The 22486-nt window shown below is 72.3% G+C and carries 19 protein-coding genes; 14 read left to right on the top strand and 5 right to left on the bottom strand.

The window, feature by feature from the left end; translation table 11 throughout:
• Positions 1-10: 10 nt before the first annotated feature.
• From WBG99_RS23460 to WBG99_RS23420, 9 genes are all read left to right on the top strand, one after another.
• A complete protein-coding gene (locus WBG99_RS23460) occupies positions 11-322 on the top strand; it encodes a pore-forming ESAT-6 family protein (protein WP_338898197.1) in 312 nt (103 codons plus the stop codon).
• A 64-nt stretch (positions 323-386) separates the two neighbouring features.
• Positions 387-692: a hypothetical protein gene (locus WBG99_RS23455; RefSeq protein WP_338900457.1), complete on the top strand. Its 306-nt coding sequence runs from the start codon at positions 387-389 to the stop codon at positions 690-692.
• Between the two features lie 16 nt (positions 693-708).
• Positions 709-2097 carry a type VII secretion integral membrane protein EccD gene (gene eccD, locus WBG99_RS23450; RefSeq protein WP_338900456.1) on the top strand — a complete coding sequence of 463 codons (1389 nt, stop codon included), beginning with the start codon at positions 709-711 and terminating at the stop codon, positions 2095-2097.
• Between the two features lie 691 nt (positions 2098-2788).
• Positions 2789-3727, top strand: a complete 939-nt coding sequence (locus tag WBG99_RS23445) for a type VII secretion protein (protein WP_338898196.1) — start codon at positions 2789-2791, stop codon at positions 3725-3727.
• Between the two features lie 31 nt (positions 3728-3758).
• Positions 3759-7787 carry a type VII secretion protein EccCa gene (gene eccCa / locus WBG99_RS23440; protein WP_338898195.1) on the top strand — a complete coding sequence of 1343 codons (4029 nt, stop codon included), beginning with the start codon at positions 3759-3761 and terminating at the stop codon, positions 7785-7787.
• Entirely contained in the window at positions 7784-9175 is a 1392-nt protein-coding gene (locus tag WBG99_RS23435; protein WP_338898194.1) for a DUF6177 family protein, read from the top strand. The genes eccCa and WBG99_RS23435 overlap by 4 nt, the downstream gene beginning before the upstream one ends.
• Before the next feature lie 517 nt (positions 9176-9692).
• Positions 9693-10892 carry an extracellular solute-binding protein gene (locus WBG99_RS23430; protein ID WP_338898193.1) on the top strand — a complete coding sequence of 400 codons (1200 nt, stop codon included), beginning with the start codon at positions 9693-9695 and terminating at the stop codon, positions 10890-10892.
• 33 nt (positions 10893-10925) lie between these two features.
• Complete coding sequence (locus WBG99_RS23425) at positions 10926-12698, top strand: iron ABC transporter permease (protein WP_338898192.1); 1773 nt, start codon at positions 10926-10928, stop codon at positions 12696-12698.
• Positions 12691-13818: an ABC transporter ATP-binding protein gene (locus WBG99_RS23420; protein WP_338898191.1), complete on the top strand. Its 1128-nt coding sequence runs from the start codon at positions 12691-12693 to the stop codon at positions 13816-13818. Before WBG99_RS23425 ends, WBG99_RS23420 begins: the two co-directional genes overlap by 8 nt.
• A gap of 109 nt (positions 13819-13927) precedes the next feature.
• Here the strand turns inward: WBG99_RS23420 and WBG99_RS23415 are convergent, their stop codons facing one another.
• From WBG99_RS23415 to WBG99_RS23395, 5 genes are all read right to left on the bottom strand, one after another.
• Complete coding sequence (locus WBG99_RS23415; protein ID WP_338900455.1) at positions 13928-14656, bottom strand: DUF6333 family protein; 729 nt, start codon at positions 14654-14656, stop codon at positions 13928-13930.
• 37 nt (positions 14657-14693) lie between these two features.
• Positions 14694-14981, bottom strand: coding sequence for a DUF6333 family protein (locus WBG99_RS23410; protein ID WP_338898190.1), 288 nt, complete (start codon positions 14979-14981; stop codon positions 14694-14696).
• Between the two features lie 460 nt (positions 14982-15441).
• The gene (locus tag WBG99_RS23405) at positions 15442-16239 is read right to left on the bottom strand and encodes a sugar phosphate isomerase/epimerase family protein (protein ID WP_338900454.1); all 798 of its coding nucleotides are present in this window, start codon (positions 16237-16239) and stop codon (positions 15442-15444) included.
• Positions 16240-16268: 29 nt separating this feature from the next.
• Positions 16269-17423 carry a dihydrodipicolinate synthase family protein gene (locus WBG99_RS23400; protein WP_338898189.1) on the bottom strand — a complete coding sequence of 385 codons (1155 nt, stop codon included), beginning with the start codon at positions 17421-17423 and terminating at the stop codon, positions 16269-16271.
• Positions 17420-18571: a Gfo/Idh/MocA family oxidoreductase gene (locus WBG99_RS23395; protein WP_338898188.1), complete on the bottom strand. Its 1152-nt coding sequence runs from the start codon at positions 18569-18571 to the stop codon at positions 17420-17422. The genes WBG99_RS23400 and WBG99_RS23395 overlap by 4 nt, the downstream gene beginning before the upstream one ends.
• A gap of 245 nt (positions 18572-18816) precedes the next feature.
• Between WBG99_RS23395 and WBG99_RS23390 the strand changes: the two genes are divergently transcribed.
• The 5 genes from WBG99_RS23390 to WBG99_RS23370 all read left to right on the top strand — a co-directional run bounded on the left by WBG99_RS23390 (position 18817) and on the right by WBG99_RS23370 (position 22485).
• On the top strand, positions 18817-19872 hold the full coding sequence (locus tag WBG99_RS23390) for a LacI family DNA-binding transcriptional regulator (RefSeq protein WP_338898187.1): 1056 nt from the start codon (positions 18817-18819) through the stop codon (positions 19870-19872).
• A 214-nt stretch (positions 19873-20086) separates the two neighbouring features.
• Positions 20087-20296 (top strand): CsbD family protein, encoded by a 210-nt coding sequence (locus tag WBG99_RS23385; protein WP_338898186.1) that lies wholly within the window; start codon positions 20087-20089, stop codon positions 20294-20296.
• Between the two features lie 134 nt (positions 20297-20430).
• Positions 20431-21426 carry an iron-containing redox enzyme family protein gene (locus WBG99_RS23380; RefSeq protein WP_338900453.1) on the top strand — a complete coding sequence of 332 codons (996 nt, stop codon included), beginning with the start codon at positions 20431-20433 and terminating at the stop codon, positions 21424-21426.
• An 83-nt stretch (positions 21427-21509) separates the two neighbouring features.
• Entirely contained in the window at positions 21510-22250 is a 741-nt protein-coding gene (locus WBG99_RS23375; protein WP_338898185.1) for a methyltransferase, read from the top strand.
• Positions 22231-22485 carry a CDGSH iron-sulfur domain-containing protein gene (locus WBG99_RS23370; protein ID WP_338898184.1) on the top strand — a complete coding sequence of 85 codons (255 nt, stop codon included), beginning with the start codon at positions 22231-22233 and terminating at the stop codon, positions 22483-22485. Before WBG99_RS23375 ends, WBG99_RS23370 begins: the two co-directional genes overlap by 20 nt.
• Position 22486 lies beyond the last annotated feature (1 nt).

The raw sequence follows: 22486 nt of genomic DNA, 5'->3' as shown, positions 1-22486 counted from the left end.
GGGGATCCACATGGGTCAGAACCAGGACCGCCGTTCGTACGACACCGGGGCCTCGGGCGAGGTGCAGACCTCGCTCGGCACGATCGTGGGGCAGTTGGAGCGGGTGCTCAGCGACCGCGACGCAGCCGTCAAGGCCGCGATGACGGAGTTCCAGGCCGACGGCGTCTCGGACGACTACCACGGCAAGGAAGCCCGCTGGCAGAAGGCCGCGGGCGAGGTGCGCGAGATCATCCGCCTGGTCCGCACCACGCTGGAACAGAACGACGGCACGGCCCAGTCCACGCTGGCCAAGGCCCGCGCGGCGGTCGACCAGATCGGCTGAGCCGGGGCGCGCCGGCGACGGACGCGCGTACGTGGGTGACGTGAGGGAGTGGGGGAAGGCGGCCGTGGCGGCGCAGGATTACGACAGCCAGTTGCTGGAGTCGGTGTCGGTGCGCCGCCGACGGCTGCGCGACGCCCTGCTGTTCGGGGCGCAGCGGCAGCGGCGCTCGGTGGACGAACGGGTCGGGAAGGTCTTCGTCGGGATCGTCATCGCGGCGGTGCTGTGCGCGGGATGTGTGGGGTGGTCTTTCGTGTCGAACCGCATCATCGGCAAGAGTCCGTACGGGAGTTCGGTGCGGCCGTCGGTCACGCCGTCGGTCACGCCGTCGCCGGGCGTTTCCACAGCTCCGAACAGCGCTTCTACCCGGTGATAGGTTCGAACGCGTGATGTCTACGGGGGCCTTGGGGCAGACCACGGACGGTGTGCGGACGGCGCTCAGCCGGGTCACGCTGGTGGGCGAGCGGCGGCGTGTGGACCTCGTGCTGCCCTCGCGGGAGCCGGTCGGCCTGCTGCTGCCGGAGATCATGCGGCTGCTCGACGACCAGGTCGGCGGGCGGCCCGAACTGCGCCATCTCGTCACCGCCGATGGTTCCGCGCTCGCGCACGACAGCACGCTGGAGACGGCCGGGATCCCGGACGGCGCCGTGCTGCGGCTCGTCCGGGCCGAGGACGCGCCGTCGGCACCCGTCGTGCACGACGTCACGGACGAGGCGGCCGAGGATCTGGGCGCCCGTGCCTGGCGCTGGCGTCCGGCCACCCGTCGCATCACCGCCGGGCTCGCCACGGTCGGCTGGGCGCTGGCCGCCGGGACGTTCGCGCGGGCCGAGTACGAGCCCCGGGCCGTGGCCGGCGCGCTCCTCACCGCCGCTGTGGTGGCCGCGCTCGCGGGCGCGCTGCTGGGGCGGCTCGGGAAGCGGGGACTGGCGACGACCCTGATCGCCACGGCCGGTGCGCTGGGCCTGCTCGGTGCCTCGACACTGACTCAGGCCCAGGACTGGTCCGGCACACCCCGGGTCGCGGCGATGGCTGCGGCCGGGGTCGTGACCCTCGCCCTGCTCGGTCTGTTCACCCCTCTCGGGCGGGGCGGGCTGGTAGGAGCCGGGGCGCTGGCCGGGGCCGCGGTGTGCTGGCTGGGGGTCGCCGCGTTCGTGTCGGGCGGGGTGTCGCTGTCGGCGGCGGACCAGGCCGAGATGGGGGCGGTCCTCGCGGTGGTCTCCGTGATCGTCCTCGGGCTGCTGCCCCGGCTGGCGTTGATGGCGTCGGGGCTCTCCGGCCTCGACGACCGGCGCTCCGGCGGGGCCTCCGTGAGCCGCCTCCAGGTGGCGGCGGCCCTCACCGCCACGCACCGGGGGCTCGTCCTCGCCACGGTCACCATGGCCGTCTCGGCGACCGCCGCCGGGGTGTTCGCCCTGCGCGCGCCCACCCGGTGGACCGTCCTGCTGGCCGTCGTCACCATGGTCGTCCTCGCCCTGCGCGCGCGGGCGTTCCCGCTGGTCGCCGAGGTCGTGGTGCTGATCGCTGCGGCGGCCGTGCTCGCCGTGCGGCTGGTCTCGGCCTGGCTGGAGCACTCCGGTGCGGCGGCCGGTCCGCTCGCCGTTCTCGTCCTCCTCGCCGTCCTGCCGCTGCTGGTGCTCGCCGTGGAGCCCGCCGAGCACGTACGCGTACGGCTCCGGCGCCTCGGCGACACCCTGGAGACCATCGGCGTCATCACCCTGCTCCCGCTGCTCGTCGGCGTGTTCGGCGTGTACGGACGACTGCTCGACACCTTCGCTTAGGAGCTGGGGACCGCACATGGCGCAGGCAGAGGACTGGCAGCGGGATGTACTGCGCGAGCTGGGGCAGGCGGGGGCCGGGGACGGTCCCGGCGGGGACAGGGGCTCCGGCGCGGGTGCGGAGGCTGACGCGGACGCGGGTACAGCGGCTGACGCGGGTTCGGCGTCCGGTGCGGCGGGGGCGCCCGGAGCACCGGCCCGGCGGGCCGAGCCGACGCTGAGGTTGGTGCGGTCGGTGCCGTCCGAGCCGTCGGCGCGGTCGGTGTCGCCCGAGCCATCCGTGCCGTCCGTGCCGTCCGGGCCTTCGGAGGGGGCCGAGGGTGAGCGGCCCGTGCGCTCGGTGCCCGAGCGGCCACTGCCCGTTCAATCGGGGCCTGTGCAGCCGCTGCCGGTTCAGCCTGCGGGGGTTCAGCCTGAGCCGGTGCAACCTGAGCCGCTTCAGGCGAGGCCCGACGCACAGGAGCCCGCACATCCGACGCCCGTCGTGCAGCCGCCGGTCGCGCGGCCCGTCGTGCAGCCGCCCGCGCCGCACACTCCCGTCGCGGATCCCCGCGCGGGCCTCCCGCACGCCGGGGCGCAGACCCCGGGCGCCCCCGGCGATCCGGCTGGGCCGGGGCAGGCCGGGGAACCCGGCGGGCACCCCTCTCCGGCGCCCGGGACCTCCCCGGCCGCACCCGCTCCCCGGGGCTCCCGTATGCCCCGGTCCCCCCTGCCCACCCCCGACTCGGTGCCCACGATCGACCCGAGGCTCGCCCACGCGCTCGGGCGGCCCCAGCACGGGGACTCGGTGACCCGGCGTACGGGGCGGTCGATCCGGAAGCTCACGTCGTCCGCCGCGCGGGACGTGGCGGAGGAGACGCGGATCGCGCGGGAGTTGCAGCAGCCGGTGACGACGGGGCGGGTGATCGCCGTGACGTCCATCCGGGGCGGGGTCGGGAAGTCGACGATGACCGCGCTGCTGGGGCGGACGTTCAACCACTACCGGCACGACCCGGTGCTCACGCTGGAGGCGGACGCGGCGCTCGGCACCCTGCCCGTGCGGATGGGGGCGGAGTCGGTGCGCTGGGCGGCGGCCGATCTCGCGCGGATCCTGAACCCGGCGATGCAGCTCACCGACGTCACCGGGTACCTGGTGCCGGTGTCGGACGGCGGCTGGCTGCTGCCCGCGAGCCAGGGCCGGGTCGGCGCCCCGCTGGACATCCGTACGTACCGCACGGTGACGCTCGCGCTGCGGCGCTACTTCGCGGTGACGGTGGTGGACTGCGAGACGCTGCCGGGCGAGGTGGCCCGTACGGCGATGGACACGGCACACGCCCGCGTGGTCGTCGCCCCGATGACCGCCGAGGGCGTCAACGGAACCCGCCAGGTCCTGGACTGGCTCGGCCGGTTGCCGCACTCCGCGCTCGCCTCGACGGTCGTCGCGCTGACGGCCAACTCCCCCGACCTCACGCTGGACCGCAGGACGGCCGTCGCCCACCTCAAGGAGTCCGGCGTCCACGTCGTCGCCGTCCCCTACGACCGGCACCTCGCCCAGGGCGGCCCCATACGCACCGCCCTGCTGGGCCAGGAGACCCGCGACGCGGCGATCAAACTGGCGGCGGAGGCGATGACCCGGGCGGTGAGGATGCGATGAGCTACCACCGACAGGAAGAAGGGGTCCGTCCGTGACCCAGCAGGTGATCCATCGGCCCGCGCGGCGCACCCGCCCGCTCGGTGCGACCGCGGCGCGGACGATCGAGCCGCCACCGAACCTGCCGGAGGGCAAGGCGGGGTCGGCGGCGACGGCGTTGCTGCCGATGGCGGGTGTCATGGGCTCGGTCGTGATGATGACCGTGATCCGGAGCAGCCGGTTCGCGGCGCTCGGCGCGGTCGTGCTGGTCTTCGCGCTGCTCGGCGCGGTCGCCCTCTTCCTCTCCCAGCGCGGCAAGGCCCAGCGCACCCGGCGTACGCAGCGGGAACGGTATCTGGAGTATCTGGAGGAGCTGCGCGAGGAGTTCGGGACCGACGAGCGGAACCGGCGGCAGCAGGCGCGGGTGCTGAACCCGCCCCCGGAGGCGCTGTACGACCTGGTGCGCGACCCCGCCCGGCTCTGGGAGCGGCGGCGGCAGGACCCGGACTTCCTGCGGGTGCGGGTCGGTACCGGTGACGTGCCCGTGGCGGAGCTGGCCATCGGGCAGAACCAGGGCGGGGTGCTGACGCCGCCGGACCCGTTCATGCTGAACGAGGCGCGGGCGCTGCTGGCCCGCTACTCGGTGGCCAATGACTGCCCGGTCACCGTGCCGCTGGACCGCGCGGGCAACGTCAGCGTGGTGGGCGACCGGGAGGGTGTGCTGCGGGTGGCCCGCGCGCTCCTCGTCCAGGTCGCCGTCACCCACGCGCCGGACGACGTGGCCGTGGCGCTCGGGGTGCCGGGCGAGCGGCTGTCCGACTGGGAGTGGGCCAAGTGGCTGCCCCACGTGCTGGACGGGCAGGAGCACGACGGTCCGGTCGCGGCCCGCCGGATCGCGCCGAGCCTGCCGCAGCTGGCCCGGCACGTCCGGCACGAGCTGGGCCGACGGGCCTCGTACGCGGCGGAGGTGCGCCGGGGGCTCGCCGACCGGGGCGCGCTCCGGCTGGCGTCCCGCATGCTCGTCGTGAGCGACGAGTACGGGGAGACGGCCGCCGAACTGCCGCGCCCCGACACGGCGGTCGGGCTGGCGGACATGGGCGTCACCGTGCTGCATCTGCTGGCGGAACAGGTGCACGAGCCGGACCAGGTGTCGGTGCGGATCACCGTGCGGGGCGGGCAGGTCGTCGTGGAGGACCTGCGCGACCCGCATGCGAGGGCGGCCGGCGAGGGGCAGCCGGCCGCCACGGCGCAGGGCACCTCCGACGACGTCACCGCCGCCGGTGCCGAGGGGATCGCCCGGCTGCTCGCGCCGCTCCGGCTGTCGGCCGAGTCGGCCGCCGAGGGCACCCCGGTCACCGGACCCGTCGACTTCCCGGGCCTCCTCGGCATCGACGATCCGGCCGTGCTGGACCTGGCCGATCTGTGGGCACCGCGCGGTGAGCGTGAGTTCCTGCGGGTGCCCATCGGACTGACCGACCGTCACGAGCCGGTGCTGCTCGACCTCAAGGAGTCCTCCGAGCTGGGCATGGGCCCGCACGGGCTGTGTGTGGGCGCGACGGGTTCCGGCAAGAGCGAACTGCTGCGCACACTGGTGCTGGCGCTCGCCGCCACCCACTCCCCCGAGGACCTGGCGCTCGTCCTGGTCGACTACAAGGGCGGGGCGACCTTCGCACCCTTCACCGATCTCCCGCACGTGGCCGGTGTGATCACCAACCTGGAGAACCAGGCCGGGCTCGTCGAGCGCGTGCACTCCAGCCTCGCGGGCGAGGTCAAGCGCCGTCAGCAGGTGCTGAAGGACGCGGGGAACGTGGCCGACATCGGGCACTACGCGGCGCTGCGCGCGACCGGGCGACCGGACCTCGACCCGCTCCCGCATCTCTTCGTCGTGATCGACGAGTTCGGTGAACTCCTCACCGCCAAACCGGACTTCATCGACCTGTTCCTCTCCATCGGCCGTATCGGCCGCTCCATCGGCGTCCACCTCCTGCTGTCCAGCCAGCGCATCGAGGGCGGCAAGCTCAAGGGCCTGGACACCTATCTCTCGTATCGGCTGGGGCTGCGCACCTTCTCCGCCGACGAGTCGCGGACCGTGCTGGACACCACCGACGCCTTCCACCTTCCGCCGCTGCCGGGCTTCGGCTACCTGAAGGTGGACACGTCGACGTACGAGCGGTTCAAGGCGGGGTACGTGTCCGGCGCCTACCGGGGCCCGGCCCTCGTCGCGCAGGAGGACGACACGCCGCTGGCCTGGCCGTATCCGACGTACAACACGCTCGCCGACGCACCCGCCGCGAGTGACGCGCCACAGGAGCCGAAGGCGGCCAAGCGGGAGACCGGGCCGACGGTGATGTCGGTGATGGTGGACCAACTCGCCTCCGCCGCACGGCCGGTGCGCCGGATCTGGCTGCCGCCGCTGCCGGACGCGATCACGCTGGACGCGGCGGCCGGGCCCGTGCAGGTGGACGAGCGCGGGCTTCGACTGTCGGCGTCCGAGGGCCCGTTGCGGGTGCCGCTCGGTGTGCTGGACGATCCGGCCAAGCAGTGGCAGGGCCACTGGGTGCTCGATCTGACGGTGGCGGGCGGTCACGCGGCGGTGATCGGCGGCCCGCAGTCCGGCAAGACGACGCTGCTGCGGACCCTCGCGCTCTCGCTCGCCACCACCCACACGCCCGCCGAGGTCGCCCTCTACGGACTGGACCTGGTCGGTGGCGGCCTGTCCGCCCTCTCCGGGCTGCCGCACGTCGGCGGGATCGCCGGGCGGGCCGACCGGGAGCGGGCGGCGCGGACGGTCGCCGAGGTGCGGACGATGCTGACCGAGCGGGAGGAGCTGTTCCGCGAGCACGGGATCGACTCCGTCGACCAGCTGCGGCGGCTTCGCGCGCAGGGCAGGCTGCGTGAACTGGGATCCACCGACATCGTCCTGCTCATCGACGGGTTCGGCGCGCTGCGCGACGAGTTCGCCGAGCTGGACGACACGGTCGTGGACCTGCTCAAGCGCGGTGGCGGCTACGGCATCCATGTCGTCGGTGGCATGCTGCGCTGGAACGACGTGCGCATCGCGACGCAGTCGATGTTCGGGACGCGGGTGGAGCTGCGGCTCAACGACCCGAGCGATTCCAGCGTGGACCGCAAGCTCTCCCAGACGCTGTCGCCCGACACCCCGGGACGGGTCCTGACCGACGGCAAGCTATTCGCGCAGGCCGCCCTCCCCCGCCTCGACGGGCGGCCGTCGACGGGCGACCTCGGTCCGGCGCTGGAGGACGCGGCCCGTACGATCCGCTCCACCTGGCACGGTGAACTCGCCGCGCCCGTACGGGTGTTGCCGACCCGGCTGCCGTCCGGCCGACTGCCGTCACCGGTCGCCGAGCCGCACCGGGTCCCGATCGGCGTGGACCAGGACGCCCTGGCCCCCGCCCTCCTGGACCTGTTCGGCTCGGACCAGCATCTGCTGGTCCTGGGCGACAACGAGTGCGGCAAGACGAACCTGCTCAAGCTGGTCGCGGCGCAGCTCGTGGAGCGGTACTCGGACGAGGAGCTGGTCTTCGGGGTCTTCGACCCGCGGCGCGGACTGCGGGGCGTGATCCCGGAACCGTACCGGGGCGGGTACGCGCACAACGCGAAGCTCGCGGCGGCGCTGTCGACGGGCATCGCGAGCGAGCTGGAGAAGCGGATGCCGGAGACCGCCGACCCGGACGCGCCGACCGACGAGCCCGCGTTCCAGGGCCCCCGGATCGTGATCCTGGTCGACGACTACGACATCCTCACCACCGCGGGGCAGCAGCCGCTGGCACCGTTCCTGCCGTACGTGTCGTCGGCGCAGGACATCGGCCTGCACTTCGTGATCACGCGCCGGGTGGCGGGTGCCTCCCGGGCGATGTACGAGCCGCTGCTCCAGACCCTCCGCGAGACGGGCACGGCCGCGCTGCTGATGACCGGTGAGCGCGGTGAGGGCCAGCTCCTCCCCGGCCTGTACGCCTCGGCGCAGCCGACGGGGCGCGGCACGCTGGTGCGCCGGGGCCGGGCCCACCGACTCGTCCAGACCGCCGTGGCGGACGACGGAAACCCCCAAGGACTCTCGCCGTGACCAAGGACGTCATCGCCCTCACCCCGAAGATGCCCCACGTGTGGGCGCTCATGGCGAGCCTGTACGCCGGTGGCGCCGATCTGGACCTGTCGGCGGCGGCCGACGGAGCGGTCGTCCAGCTGCACGGGCCCGGCGGGCGTCCGCTGGTGTCCGTGGAGTCGCCGGTGCTGGTACAGGTGCCCGGGGAGGCGGAGCGGCTGCTCGGGCTGAGCGTCAAAGCCCCGTTCTGGTGGACGGAGGCGCGGGCGTCCACGGCGGTGCCGGAGGCGGAGCAGCTGGCCGGCGTGGTGTGCGGGCGGCTCAACGCCCTGCTGGGCGGCTCCACCTGGCCTCCCGGGGCGGCGAGCACGAAGGTGGTGGACGTGTCCGCCGTACCGTCGGCGGGGTCCGGGCAGCCCGCCGTGGACGTGGTGACGGACCACGCGGCCGTCGTCCTCGTCGACCGCCCGGTGGTGGCCCTGACCACCTGGCTCGCGGAGATCATGCGCACGGCCGTGGCGTCCCGGCGGGCCCTCCAGATCGTCACACCGCCCCACGTACGGCTGACCCCCGCGGCCCGTACGACCCTCGCCCGCGTCCCCAACCGGTGGGTCGTCCAGGACCCGGAGTGCGGGTACTACGACGGGCTGTCGGGGGCGGTGCTGCGCTGGCGGGACGGGGTGTTCTCGCCCGCGCTCGCGCAGGACGGGACAGCGACCGTGGCCGGCGCCTTCACACGCCCGGTGGACGAGGCGCCGGGCCGGCAGCTGATCGTCGCCCTCCGTACCGTGCGCAAGCCGGACGAGCGGCTGCTGCTGGGCGGCGCGCTGGAGGCGGCCTGGGAGGCGCTGACGGGTACGGCGCCGGCGGGCTGGGGCACGGCCGAACCGGTCAACCTGCCTTGGTCGCCAAGACAGTTGACCGACCTGGCCCGCGAGCGGGCGCCCGAGCCGTCACAGCTGATCGTGGTCGGCACCCCCGACCGGCCCGCCATGGCGACGGTCCGGGTGACGCGTACGGCGAAGGGTGTGGAGGAGGACGTGGTCCTGACCGTCGGGTACGCGGCCGGTGAGGAGCTGCCGCTGGACCGGGTCGAGCCGCTGGCCGGGACCCTGGTCAGGGAGCACGGGCTGATGACCATGCTGACCTCCGTGCGGGTCGCGCGCGCCGACCTGACGACCGCGCCCCGTCTGGAGGGACCGCCCCTGCCGGCGGCCTTCACGCTCGGCCCGGACGACGTGCACACCATCGGCCTCGACCACGCGCGGCGCCCACCGGTCGAGGTCCGGGCGGTGCACCTGGGGCCGACGGCCCGCCCGGCGCTGCACTACCCGCTCGGGGACGGTACGGACGCCGGGGGGTGGGGGCGGTTGCAGGAGCTGACGGCGCATCTGAGGTCGGCGACGTGATGCGGCTGCGTCCTCCCGGCATCCTGCCGCCATGCGGTGCCGCTTCCAGCACGACCGCCGTTCCGGCCACGGTTCGGTCCTCCCTGGTCCAGGAACCCGGCGCGCGGTTCGGGGGCGCGAAGGAGGGCGAGCACTTCGTCCTCGCCCGCGAACAGGGCCTCGGCCGCCGGCTGTTCGGCCTGGTGGAACATCGCGACCAGCACGTCGGCGAGGGGGCGGTTCCAGGCGACGCGGGCAACCTCCCTCGCCTTGCCGTAGGGAAGTCGAGGCCCGTCCGTTCGGGTCGAGGAACCCTTCAGGCCCGTCGATCCTACGACGGCGGTCGCGCGGGCACGGCCCCACGGTCTTTCGGTCGTTCGCGGCCGTCCAGCCCTGCTCACCAAGAGTGACTCGCGTCACGAACACAACGACCAATACGAGCAGTACGAGCTCTGACGGGTGAAGGATTTACTGGCCTGAACTGGGCCCCTAACCTCCCGGCAACAGCTGCCAGAAGGCACGCGCCAGGAGGAGAACCATGGCCAGATCCAGCCACAACGGCACCGGACACCCCGCCGTCACCAGCACGGCGCCCGCCCGGCGGCGCCCCGCCCGGCGCCCCTTGACGGCGGCCCTCGCGGTGACCCTCGCGCTCGGCACCCTGGCCGCATGCGGCGGTGGCGAGGAGGCGCCGAAGGTGGCGGAGAACAAGATCTCCGCCGGCCAGGTGCCCGACTACTACCCGGCGGAGTACACGGACCTGATCGAGGAGGCGAAGAAGGAGGGCGGCAAACTCACCGTCTACTCCAACCTCGGCGACGAGAACATGGCGCCGATCGTCCGGGACTTCAAGAAGAAGTACGACTTCATCAAGACCGTCTCCGTCAACGAGCTGGACAGCGACGAGCTGTTCCAGAAGACCCTCTCCGAGAACGCGGCCGGGTCCTCCCCGGCGGACGTGCTGATCTCCAGCGCGGCGACCGCGTGGGCGGACTTCTCGGCCCGGAAGAACACGGTCCTGGAGTACGAGTCGCCGGAGCTGTCGGAGCTGGGCGAGAGCGCGGAACTGCTGCCGAGCGTGTACTCGATGTCGCAGGACCCGATGACGATCGCCTACAACACGGCGCTGATGGAGACGCCGCCGACCAGTCTGTCGGACTTCGCGGAGACCGTGACGTCGGACGAGGACAAGTACAAGAACAAGGTGACGGTCCGCGACCCGGAGGGCTCGTTCGGCTTCACGATCACGCGTGCGCTGACCGAGGGCAACCCGGAGGCGTGGGACGACCTGAAGAAGATCCTCCCGCTGACCCGCCCGGAGACCTCCTCCGGCACCCAGCTGGAGAAGATCGTCTCCGGTGAGTACTCGGCCGGCTTCCTGATCAGCGCCTCACCCGCCTACCCGGTGGTCGAGGACAGCGCGGGCCTGGTGAAGATCGTCTTCCCGGAGGACGGCACGGTCGTCCTGCCGCGCGGCCTCGGTATCGCCGCCGAGGCGCCGCACCCGGCGACGTCGAAGCTCTTCCTGGACTTCACCCTCTCGGAGGAGGGCCAGCGCGCGATCGCCGAGGGCGGTCTGGCCTCGTACCGCGAGGGCGTCGAGGGCGAGGGCCTGCACACCTACCAGGAGGTCGTCGACGCGGTCGGCGAGGACAACATCATCCACGTGAAGTACGAGCCGGTCACCAAGGAGGACGCCGCCGCCTGGCTGGAGCGCTTCGACGGACTCCGCAAGTAGGCAGCCTCCCAGGGACGATCGGAGTCAGAGCAGATGTCAACCCTCACCCAGCCGCCCCGTACACCGGCAGGCGAGTCACCCACGGAAACGTTCGAGCCGCCGCGCTACCTCCGCCCCCTCGGCATCGGACGGGACACGGTCGTCCAGTACGCGGTCCTGGCGTTCCTGGCCGTCCTGGTGCTGGCCCCGATCGTCCCGACCCTCTACCAGAGCATCCGCAACCGCCCGCTCTACGAGGCGGGCGGCGCCTTCACCCTCAGCGGCTACACCAACCTGTTCACCGAGGCCGGTTTCGGTGAAGTCGCCCTGAACACCCTGTTGTTCGCCTCACTGACGACGGTCCTGAGCCTCGCCATCGCCATCCCCATGGCGATCGTGGTGGTCCGGACGAAGCTGCCGGGCGGCCGGCTGATCGCGCTGGCGATGCAGTGGCCGTTCTTCATCTCCTCACTGATCCTGGGCTTCGGCTGGATCATCATGTACGGCCCGGCCGGGTTCGTCAGCGTCAAGGTCCAGCAGATCTTCGGCTCCGTGCCGTGGAACCTGTACTCGATCCCCGGCATGGCGCTCACGGAGGCCGTGGCGCTCGCCCCGATCGCGTACGTCTTCTGCGCCAACGCGCTCAGGCAGTCGGACGCGTCGCTCGAATCGGCCGCCCAGGTCTGCGGCGCGGGACCGCTCCGCATCCTCGGCCAGGTGATCGTGCCGCTGCTGCGTCCGCCGATCGTCTACAGCGCGATCCTCGTCTTCTCGGTCTCGATCGAGACGCTGAGCGTGCCGCTGCTGTACGGCCAGCCCGTCCGCATCGACGTCTTCTCGACCTTCCTCTACCACAACGGACTTCAGTCGGTGGACCCCGACTACACGATGCTGGGCGCCGCCTCCACGGTCATTCTCGTGGTCACCCTCAGCCTGGTCGCCGTACAGGCGAAGCTGCTGAAGGACGCCGCCCGCTTCGTCTCCGTACGCGGCAAGGTGACCCGCCCCCGCAAGCTCGACCTGGGCTGGCTGAAGTGGGTGAGCATCGCGTGCATCTGGCTCTATGTGATCGTCGGCGCGCTGATCCCGATCGCGGGCCTGGTGATGCGGTCCTTCACCCTCGTCTTCACCCCGCTCCAGTCGCCGTTCAGGACGGTCACGACGAAGAACTACGAGATCGTCTTCGACTCGGACAACTACGTGCAGTCGCTGTGGAACAGCCTCATCGTGGCCGGGGTCGGCTCGGTGGTCGTCAGCGTCCTCGCCGTGTTCGCGGTGATGGTGGCCCGCCGCTCCACGTTCCGCTGGGGCCGGGCGGTGGAATACCTGGCCCTCATCCCCCAGTCGCTCCCCGGCATCATCATCGGCATCGGCTTCTTCTGGGCCTTCGCGCTCGCCCCGTTCGGGATGGGCTCGGTGCTCCAGGGCACGATCTTCGCCGTCATCATCGCCTTCGGCATGCGGGCCCTGCCCAGCGCGTTCGGCTCGGTCGCACCGGCGATCATGCAGATCGGCGGTGAGCTGGACAACGCGGCCCGGGTGTCCGGCGCCGACTGGCTGATGACCTTCTTCCGGGTCCTGCGGGCCCTGATCACCCCGGCGTTCGCCGGAGCCCTGGTACTCACCTTCGTGATCATGCTCAAGGAGTACTCCCCGGCCGTCTTCCTCAGCTCGGCCGACAACAACATCCTCGGCACCACCATGCTCAGTCTCTGGACGCAGGGCAGGGCCGGATCCGTCGCCGCGCTGGCCACCCTCCAGATCGGCATCACCGCGGTCTTCGTCGCACTCGCGGGACTGCTCATGAAGGGAAAGCACCATGCCTGAGGTGACCGTCAAGAACCTGGCCAAGACGTTCGGCGACAACTCCGTCCTGCGCGACGTCACCTTCACCATCAAGGACGGCGAGTTCTTCACGCTGCTGGGCGCGAGCGGCTGCGGCAAGTCGACGACCCTGAACTGCATCGCGGGTCTGGAGCAGCCGACGGAGGGCTCGATCGCGGTGGGCGGGAGAGCCTTCGTGGACGCGGGCGCCGGGGTCTTCCTCCCGCCCGAGGAACGCAACCTCGGCATGGTCTTCCAGTCGTACGCGCTGTGGCCGCATATGACCATCGCGAAGAACCTCGCGCTGCCGCTCAACATCCGCAAGGTGCCCAGGGAGAAGCAGAAGACCCTGATCCACGAGGCCCTGGACAAGGTCGGCCTCGCCGCCCTGAGCGGTCGCTACCCGCACCAGCTCTCGGGCGGCCAGCAGCAGCGCGTGGCGCTGGCACGGGCGTTGGTGTACTCGCCGACTGTCCTGCTCCTGGACGAGCCGTTGTCCAACCTGGACGCGAAACTCCGCGAGCAGGCCCGCGCCTGGCTGAAGCGGCTCCAGGAGGACCTGGGCATCACGACCGTGTACGTCACCCACGACCAGGAGGAGGCACTGGCGCTCAGCGACCGGATCGCCGTGATGGAGGGCGGCAACATGATCCAGATCGGCACCCCGCACGAGATCTACGAACGCCCCGCCGCCCCCGCCGTCGCCGCCTTCGTCGGCCGCTGCAACTTCCTCACCGGCAAGGTGGTCAGCCTGGACGGCACCCGGCACACCGTCCTCCTCGACTCCAGCGGGGACGTCGTACGGGTCGACAGCGACGCGCGCGTACCGGCCGGCGACTCCGTCACCGTGGCGGTCCGCCCCGAGCGCCTGGAGGTCGTGGCCTCCGCCGAGATACCGGCCGGGGTGAACAAGCTCAGCACCCAGGTCATCACCAGCTCCTACGTCGGCTCCCGCTACGAGTACGACGTCCGCCTCGGCGACCAGGTCGTCCAGGTCCTCAGCGGCAACGGGGGCCTGGCGGGCGAGGTGGCGCTGGTCTTCGCCCCGGACCACGCGCTGCTGTACGCCGACAAGGTGGAACTGCCGGAGGACCAGCGCGACCTGCTGACGGTGACGTCATGACCGTCGCCGCTTGACCGCCCCCTCCCCACTCCCCCGAAGGGCCGCCTCCCCACAGCGACGCCCCCGCCGGAGGCATCCGGCGGGGGCGTCGTGCCGTACGGTCGGGTGGCTAGCCGGCCGTGGTCCTACGGCGTCGCATCCACCACACCAGGGCACCGCCCGTGGCGGCCAGGGCTGCGGAAACGGCGGCGATCAGGCCGACAGGAGTGTCGGATCCGGTGTCGGCGAGGTCGCCGCCCGGGGGCGTCGGCCTGTCTCCGGTGTCGCCCGGGTCCGGCTTGTCCGCACCGTCGGTGGGCTTGCCGGTCGGGGTCGGATCGGGCTTGTCCGTCTCCGTGGGCGTCGGCGTCGGTGTCGGGGTGGGAGTCGGGTTGGGGTTGGGGTCGTCACCGTCGGAGGCGGTCACCTTGCCGCCCCCCAGGTAGAGCGTGTCGGTGTCCCGGTAAGAGGCGTCGTCGGACCGCACTTCCATCGTGGACGTGGCGAACTCGGTGTGCCGTACGCGGAAGGCCGTGGTCTGGATCTGCTGCCACCCCCAGGGGTCGGCCTTGCCCAGGGCCAGGGCGGCGAAGTCGGCCCACTCGATGTCGGCCGGGTCCTCCTCGTCCAGGCCGAGGTCCTCCAGCTTCTCGGCGCTGATGCCGAGGGCGGAGGCGATGACGCCCGGATCGCCGGTCACCTCGAACGGTTCGTCCCCGGGCCAGCCGGATGCGTGGAACATGGCCCCGTCGGGCAGCCAGACGATGTCCTCGGTGTGGGAGGCCCCGCCGTGGAAGTGGACGCGGCCGACGATGCGGGCGTCCGGATAGCGCTCGCGAAGCGTGCGGGCCTCGGACAGGAGCGGGGCGTCGTTGCCGTTGTCGGCCAGCGCCGGGTCACTGAAGCCGAGGACATGCCCCCCAGGCTGCGGCTAGGACGACGTCGAGGGCGGTCCGCGTGTTCGGGTAGGGCACGTCGAGGACGGACCGGGGCCCGATCTCTTCCAGAACCTCGTCGACGGTTCCGAACGACGCGGCGAACTCCGCGGCCCGGACGGGGGCGTCGGCGGGAAGCGTGCGCGCGTCCACGTCGAACGGCGGGAGGAGAACGGTGATGTTGCAGTGGCCCATGGAGCCGCGCACCATGCGGTCGGGCGGGAGGGTCCAGAAGCTGTTGTCGGTCATGCGGGTCACCGTAGCGGCGCCCACAAGTGGTCCGATGGTCCGGTCTGTTGGCTTTTCGAGGTCCGACGGGTACGTCATCAGCCCGTGTGCGGAGGCGGCGGCCAGTCCGCTTGTTCAGCTCGGCCGGCTTCCCCGGGGCCTCCGGAGGCCGGGATCAAGACGCGACAGTCGACGACTCAGTCACCGTGTGGGTCGGACCCGCGCGCTTGGAGGTCACCGCACCGGTACGGCGACCGGCGTCAACAAGCCCAACGCCCGGGTCGTCCGATGAGCAGGCCGGTCCGTGGAAAGGGTGAAGGCCAGGCACGTCGCGGTCCTCCTCCTGGTCCTCGCGGCGATCGTGGCAGCCACGCTTCCTGCCTGTGAGGCCCGGCCACACACCGGAACGGGCCGCAGATCGTTCTGGTCTCGGTCCGGTGGCGAGCCGGGCATCACACCCTCCCGGCTCGCCACCGGAGCGCTACGCCGCGTGCTCCACGAACCGCCGTGCCGTCTCGGCCAGCAGTTCCCGGCCGTCGCGGGCCCACAGGTCGTCGTTGAAGAGTTCGACCTCGATGGGGCCGGTGTAGCCGGCGGCCTCGACGTACCCCTTCCACTCCCTCATGTCGATCGCGCCGTCGCCGATCTGGCCGCGGCCGGTCAGGACACCCTGGGGCAACGGCGTGATCCAGTCGGCGAGTTGGAAGGTGTGGATGCGGCCCGACGCGCCCGCGCGGGCGATGGCCGCCGGGGCCGTGTCGTCCCACCAGATGTGGTAGGTGTCGACCGTCACGCCCACCTGCTCGGCCGGGAAGCGTTCCGCGATGTCCAGGGCCTGGGACAGCGTCGACACCACGCAGCGGTCCGAGGCGAACATGGGGTGGAGGGGTTCGATCGCCAGGCGGACACCGTTCGACGCCGCGTACGGGCCCAGTTCCGACAGGGCGTCCGCGATGCGCTCCCGGGCGCCGCGCAGGTCCTTCGAACCGGTCGGGAGGCCGCCGGAGACCAGCACCAGCGTGTCCGTGCCCAGGGTCGCCGCCTCGTCGATGGCCCGGCGGTTGTCGGCCAGGGCCGCCGCCCGCTCCGTCGGGTCGACGGCCGTGAAGAAGCCGCCCCGGCAGAGGGTGGTGACCGCCAGGCCCGCGTCGCGGACCAGCTTGGCCGTGGCCTCCAGGCCGAACCCGGCCACCGGCTCGCGCCACAGGCCCACACCCGGGATGCCCGACTCCACGCAGCCGGCGACCAGTTCGGGCATCGTCAGCTGCTTGACCGTCATCTGGTTGATGCTGAAACGCTCAAGACCGGTCACTGGGACACTCCGTACAGCGAGAGCAGGTTCTTCATGCGGGCCTCCGCCAGCGCCGGGTCCGGGAACAGGCCCAGGCCGTCGGCGAGTTCGTAGGCGCGCGCGAAGTGCGGGAGCGAGCGGGCCGACTGGAGGCCGCCGACCATCGTGAAGTGCGACTGGTGGCCGGCCAGCCACGCCAGGAACACCACGCCCGTCTTGTAGAAGCGCGTGGGGGTCTGGAAGAGGTGCCTCGACAGCTCGACGGTCGGGTCCAGAAGCTCCCGGAAGCCCTTCACGTCGCCCGTGTCCAGGACCCGGACCGCCTCCGCCGCCAGGGGGCCGAGCGGGTCGAAGATGCCGAGCAGCGCATGGCTGAAGCCCTGCTCGTCGCCCGCGATCAGCTCGGGGTAGTTGAAGTCGTCGCCCGTGTAGCAGCGGACGCCCTGCGGGAGGCGGCGGCGGATGTCGATCTCGCGCTGGGCGTCCAGCAGGGAGACCTTGATGCCGTCGACCTTGTCGGGGTGGGCGGCGATGACGGCGAGGAAGGTGTCGGTGGCCGCGTCGAGGTCCGACGAGCCCCAGTAGCCCTCCAGCGCCGGGTCGAACATGGGGCCCAGCCAGTGCAGGACGACCGGCTCGGCGGCCTGGCGGAGCAGGTGGCCGTAGATCTCCAGGTAGTCCTCGGGGCCCCGCGCGGCGGCTGCCAGCGCGCGCGAGGCCATCAGGATCGCCCGGGCGCCCGACTCCTCGACGACGGCCAGCTGCTCCTCGTACGCCTTGCGGATCTCCGCCGGGGAGGCCGGGCCCGTGAGCTGGTCGGTGCCGACGCCGCAGGCGATCCTGCCGCCGACGCTGTGGGCCTCCGCCGCGCTGCGGCGGATCAGCTCCGCCGCGCCCGCCCAGTCGAGGCCCATGCCGCGCTGGGCGGTGTCCATCGCCTCGGCGACACCCAGACCGTGCGACCAGAGGTGGCGGCGGAAGGCGAGGGTGGCGTCCCAGTCGACGGCGGCGGGCGAGTCGGGGGACACGTCCGCGAAGGGGTCGGCGACGACGTGCGCCGCCGAGAAGACCGTACGGGAGGTGAAGGGGGCGCCCGTGGAGAGGGCGAGCGGTTCGGTGCGGGGGGTGTAGGGCCTCAACAGCCCGTCCGCGCCCGGCAGTCGGATCGTCACAGCTGGATCTCCGGTACGTCGAGACGGACGCCCTCGGCGGAGGACTTCAGCCCCAGTTCGGCGAGCTGGACGCCGCGGGCGCCGGCCAGCAGGTCCCAGTGGTAGGGCGCGTCGGCGTAGACGTGCTTGAGGAACAGCTCCCACTGGGCCTTGAAGCCGTTGTCGAACTCGGCGTTGTCGGGCACCTCCTGCCACTGGTCGCGGAAGGAGTAGGTGGCGGGGATGTCGGGGTTCCAGACCGGCTTGGGGGTGGCGGAGCGGTGCTGGGCACGGCAGTTTCGGAGGCCTGCCACCGCCGAACCCTCCGTGCCGTCGACCTGGAACTCCACCAGTTCGTCGCGGTTGACGCGGACGGCCCAGGAGGAGTTGATCTGGGCGATCGCGCCGCCGTCGAGCTCGAAGACGCCGTACGCGGCGTCGTCGGCCGTGGCGTCGTACGGCTTGTCCTGCTCGTCCCAGCGCTGCGGGATGTGGGTGGCGGTGAGGGCCTGGACGGACTTCACCCGGCCGAACAGCTCGTGCAGGACGTACTCCCAGTGCGGGAACATGTCGACGACGATGCCGCCGCCGTCCTCGGCGCGGTAGTTCCAGGAGGGGCGCTGGGCCTCCTGCCAGTCGCCCTCGAAGACCCAGTAGCCGAACTCGCCCCGGACGGAGAGGATGCGGCCGAAGAAGCCTCCGTCGATGAGGCGCTTGAGCTTGAGCAGGCCCGGGAGGAAGAGCTTGTCCTGGACGACGCCGTGCTTGACGCCGGCGGCATTGGCGAGGCGGGCCAGTTCCAGGGCGCCGTCGAGGCCGGTGGCGGTCGGCTTCTCCGTGTAGATGTGCTTGCCGGCGGCGATCGCCTTCTTGATCGCCTCCTCGCGGGCCGAGGTGACCTGGGCGTCGAAGTAGATCTGCACGGACTCGTCGGCGAGGACCTCGTCCACGTCCGTCGCCCAGTGCTCCAGGCCGTGCCGCTCGGCGAGCGCCCTGAGGACGTGCTCGCGGCGGCCGACGAGGATCGGCTCGGGCCACAGCACGGTGCCGTCGCCGAGGTCGAGGCCGCCCTGCTCGCGGAGGGCGAGGATGGAGCGGACGAGGTGCTGGCGGTAGCCCATGCGTCCGGTCACACCGTTCATGGCGATCCGTACGGTTCTGCGTGTCACAGCCGGTCCCTTCGTTCATGCGTTCGTTTTAGGTGCGTACGCGTCCGGCGCCGCGTACGCCCGGAGAACTCATGGGAGAGGTGAGCGTGACAGCAAGCGCTTTCTATCTGAGGAGAAGCTAGCCTCTGTGCAGCGGTCGGGACAAGACCGTGAGGGGGTCGAGTTGTTCGAGGGGGCGAACGGTGATCGCGGCCGTATGGTTCCCCGACAGCCCGAACGAGACGCGCACCGGAGGACGAGGAACGATGACTGTGACCCTGGCGGACGTGGCGGCCCGTGCGCGGGTGTCGCCCGCGACCGTCTCCCGGGTGCTCAACGGCAACTATCCGGTGGCCGCGTCCACGCGTGCGCGGGTACTGAAGGCCGTCGACGAGCTGGACTACGTCCTCAACGGTCCCGCGAGCGCGCTCGCCGCCGCCACCTCCGACCTGGTCGGCATCCTCGTGAACGACATCGCCGACCCCTTCTTCGGGATCATGGCCGCGGCCATCCAGTCCGAGATCGGCGGGCCGGGCGGGCGGGCGGGCGGAGAGCGGCTGGGCGTGGTGTGCAACACGGGCGGCTCCCCGGAGCGTGAGCTGACCTATCTCACTCTGTTGCAGCGGCAGCGCGCCGCGGCGGTCGTGCTCACCGGTGGGGCCGTCGAGGATCCGGTCCATCTGGCCGCCGTCGGCAACAAGCTGCGCAGGCTGGCGGAGGCCGGGACGCGGGTGGTGCTGTGCGGACGGCCGCCCACTCCGGAGGCCATCGCGATCACCTTCGACAACCGGGGCGGCGGGCAGCGGCTCACCGAGCACCTGATCGGACTGGGGCACCGGCGGCTGGGGTACATCGCCGGGCCGCAGGAGCGGACGACCACTCGGCATCGGCTGGAGGGGCACCGGGCGGCGCTGGCCGCGGCCGGGATCGAGGACGATCCGAGGCGGACCGTGTACGGGCGCTACGACCGGCTGTCCGGGTACGAGGCGACGCTGGAGCTGCTGCGGCGGGACCCTGCGCTGACGGCTGTGGTCGCGGCGAACGACACGGTGGCGCTGGGGGCTTGTGCGGCGCTGCGGGATTCCGGCCTGCGGATTCCGGACGATGTCTCCGTGGCCGGTTTCGATGATCTGCCGTTCAGCATCGACGCGGTTCCCGCGCTGACGACCGTGCGGTTGCCGTTGTCGGAGGCGGGGGCTCGGGCCGGGCGGATCGCGATGGGGCGGGAGGAGCCGCCGCCGGGGGGGATCGCCACGGTTCGGGGGGAGTTGATGGTGCGGGGGTCTTCCGGGGCACCTCGGGAGTCTGCCGCGGGGAGTTGATCTCGCCCCCCAGCCGCCCCTGCCTCCCGTCCCCATCCCCTCCGCGTCCCGTTCTCCAGGAGTGCTGCCCCTTCGGCCCCGTCTCTGGGAGGTGGCTGAGCCCCCACGATCGGGGTGTGTCACGCAGGGTGATGGTTCGGCGCGCGAGCACTGTCGGACCGCCTTACGTTGGGCGGGAGAGCCATCGCCTCAACCCCACCACCAAGGAGGAACCATGGCTGCCAAGGACAAGGACAAGGGCAAGGGCCACATGGACAAGATCACGGGTAAGGCCAAGGAGATGACCGGGAAGGTCACCGGCGACCGTGAGAAGCAGGGCGAGGGCAAGCTGCAGCGGGCGCGCGGCGAGGCCAAGAAGCTGAAGGGCAAGGCGCAGGAACGCGTTCAGCACACGCAGCGTTCGGCGAAGCGCGACCGTAGCTGAGTACCGCCCGTGGGCGTACCCGAGTACGGCGCCGGTCGAGGGGGGCTCCCGTGAGCGTGGGAGCCCTCCTCGCCGTGGGCCCCGCGGTCAGGAGCACAGGTGAGTACCCGCGCATCACGGGTACCCGGTGCGGCATGGAGACCCGGGTGAGAGGGCCGGCGTTGCCGGAGAGCAGGGGCCGGGTCTCGGCTGCCGTCCTGGAGTGTCTGCGGAGGCAGGGGCCGCCGCCGGGCAGCCGGGAGATCGCCGGGGCCGACCCTTTCGGAGACGATCTCCAGCTGGCCCTCTACGTCTGCTACGAACTGCACTACCGGGGTTTCGACGGCGTCGACGCCGACCTGGAATGGGACCCGGAGCTGCTGCGGTGCCGGGCGGCCCTGGAGTGGCCGTTCCTCGAAGCGCTGCGCGACCGGGCCACGCGGCATGTGAGCGCCCAGGAGGCGCTGGACGAGTTGCTCGTGGAACCGGCCGGCGAGGACGGGGGCGGGGTCGGTGGCTTCCTGCAGGACGAGGGCGAGCTGTGGCAGGTGCGTGAGTACGCGGCGCAGCGCTCGCTGTACCACCTGAAGGAGGCCGACCCGCACGCGTGGGTGCTGCCCCGGTTGTGGGGGCGGGCGAAGGCGGGGATGGCCGCGGTGGAGTTCGACGAGTTCGGCGGCGGCCGGGCGGAGCGGGTGCACGCGCGCCTCTTCGCCGACCTCATGACCGACCTGCGGCTCGACCCGGCGTACGGCCGCTACGTGGACGCCGCCGGTGCCGAGGCACTCGCCCTGGTGAACCTGATGTCCCTCCTTGGCCTGCACCGCGCCCTGCGCGGCGCCCTGGTGGGCCACTTCGCGACGGTCGAGATCACCTCCTCCCCCGGCTCCCGGCGCCTCGCCCGCGCGATGCGGCGGACCGGGGCCGGGGCCGCGGCCGAGCACTTCTACGACGAGCACGTGGAGGCCGACGCCGTACACGAGCAGATCGTCCGGCGGGACGTCGTCGCCGGTCTGCTGGAGGAGGAGCCGCAGTTGGACAGCGACGTGGCCTTCGGCGTGGACGCCACCAACCACCTGGAGGACGCCCTCGCCGACCGGCTCCTCGGCGCGTGGCGGGCGGGCCGGTCGTCGCTGCGCACCCCCGTCTGACGACCGCGGACCTGACGCCACGTCCGCCGACCACCAGCCACCGACCGACCACCGCCGACCACTGACCTGGAGGCCAATCCCCCGTGATTCCGCTCTCGCTGCCCGTCTCCCTGCCCGGCGTCTACGCCCCGCAGGACGACACCGATCTCCTGGTCCACGCCCTGAAGCACGAGCCCCTCGCCCCGCGGGCGCGGGTGCTCGACGTCGGCACGGGGACGGGAGCCGTCGCGCTGGTCGCGGCGCGGCGGGGTGCGCGGGTCACGGCCGTCGACATCTCCTGGCGGGCCGTCCTCAACGCCAAGGTCAACGCCGTTCTCGCGGGGCTGCCGATGACGGTCGTCCAGGGAAACCTGCTGGGTCCGGTGTCCGGGCGGTCCTTCGACCTCATCCTCTCCAATCCGCCGTACGTGCCGGGACCGGAGCCGGAGCCGGAGCGTGGACCGGGTCCGGGGCGGGGTCCCGGCAGAGGTGCGGGCTCCGAGGGGGTCACACCCGTGCGGGGTGACGCACGGGCCTGGGACGGCGGGCGGGACGGCCGGCTCGTGCTGGACCGGATCTGCCGGGACTCGCCGTCCCTGCTGCGGCCCGGCGGGGTGCTGCTGCTGGTCCAGTCGGCCTTCAGCGACGCGGAGCGGACGCTGGCGCAGTTGCGGGCGGCGGGGCTGCGGGCCGAGGTGGTGGACCATCGCAGGGTCGCCTTCGGGCCCGTTCTGCGGTCGCGGAGCGCATGGCTGCGTGAGCGCGGGCTACTGGGAGACGCACACGGAGGCGACGGCGACGAGAAGGAAGAGCTGGTGGTCATCCGTGCCGAACGTCCCCGCTGAACGCCGCCGCGTCACCGTCCAACGCCCTGGTCCGCTGCTGGTCGAGGGCCCGGTCGAGGTCACGTCGGAGGACGGTTCGACCGTGTCGTCGGACCGCTTCTGCGTGGCCCTGTGCACCTGTCGTCGCAGCGGCATCTACCCGTGGTGCGACACCAGCCACCGGCGACGGGCCGCCGCCGACACCCGCCGCCGCTCCGACACGGACGACCCGCGCCGCTCCCCACCGCCCGCCTGAA

Source organism: Streptomyces sp. TG1A-60 (assembly GCF_037201975.1).
GTDB lineage: Bacteria > Actinomycetota > Actinomycetes > Streptomycetales > Streptomycetaceae > Streptomyces.
Note: the sequence above shows the minus strand (reverse complement) of the source record. Positions and strands in the feature narration are given on the sequence as shown.